Here is a 1,050-nt window from a genome sequence, read left to right as displayed (position 1 = left end):
TAGAGCCTCGGACGTTTAATCGGATGCATATCCGGCATGTCTGAAGAGGTTTCTGGATTCGGCCGGGGTGACGAGGTTGCAGATGTCTCCGGCGGCCTGCCAGAGCGCGTCGAAGGTTCTAGCCGCAGAGCGCCTGAGATGGGCCTTGAGCTTTGCGAAGGCCATCTCGATAGGATTGAGGTCGGGGCTGTAGGGCGGCAGGAACAGGAACCAGGCGCCCCTGTCTGCGAGGCATCGGGCCGCGTGGGCGCTCTTGTGGACGGCGAGATTGTCGAGGATGACGATATCGCCCTTCGACAGGGTCGGGGCGAGCTGGGGCTCGACGTAGAGGTCGAAGGCGATGCGATCCATGGCTTTGTCGACGATCCATGGTGCGGTCAGCCCGTGGCAACGCAGGCCGGCGATGAAGCTTTGGGTTCGCCAGTGCCCGAAAGGCGCCGAGGCGGTCAGCCTCTCGCCGCGGAGGCTGCGGCCGCGCAACCGGACCATCTTGGTGTTGATCGCGGTCTCGTCGATGAAGACGAGCCGGTGAGGCTCGAGCCGCATCAGCGGCTGGCGACGCGTGATCCAGAGCGTGCGCTGCTCGGCGATGTCAGCGCGTGCGCATTCCGACGCCATCAGCGCTTTTTTTATATGTGAAGCCCAGCCGGCACAGGAAGCGCGACAGCACCGCCGGCGCCGCGCTCACCCCTGCCGCTTCCATGAGCCGGGCCGCGAGTTCCGGCATGGTGATGTCGGGCCTGGCCTCGACCTGCGCCACCAGGAAGGCGCCGTGCGCGTCCAGCCTGCTGCCGGGCGGGCGTCCCTGACGCGCAGGGCGCAGCGTCTTCAGGCGGCTCGCGCGCTGAAGCAGCTTCACCGCGAAGCTCTCGCTCACCCCAAAGTGCCGCGCCGCCCCACGACGCGAATGACCAGCCTCGACAAAGCCGGCAACACGCACGCGAAGATCGTCCGAATAGCTGCGACCCATGATCCACCTCCCCAAACGGTGAATCACAAAGCCGCTCTCAGGGGAATCCCACAGATTCCGATTTCAGGTCCGACGCTCTA

The 1,050-nt window shown here is 65.4% G+C and carries 1 protein-coding gene; it reads right to left on the bottom strand.

All coding sequences use genetic code 11. The features are described from left to right. Positions 1-15: 15 nt before the first annotated feature. Positions 16-970, bottom strand: a protein-coding gene (locus tag J0H39_25665; protein ID MBN9500153.1) for an IS630 family transposase whose coding sequence is annotated in 2 segments (ribosomal slippage) — positions 16-621 and positions 623-970 — 954 coding nt in all. Because the reading frame shifts where the segments join, the coding sequence is not laid out codon by codon here. Positions 971-1,050: the final 80 nt, after the last annotated feature.

Source organism: Alphaproteobacteria bacterium (genome assembly GCA_017308135.1).
Lineage (GTDB): Bacteria > Pseudomonadota > Alphaproteobacteria > CACIAM-22H2 > CACIAM-22H2 > Tagaea.
This window is presented reverse-complemented; position numbering and strand designations above follow the sequence as displayed.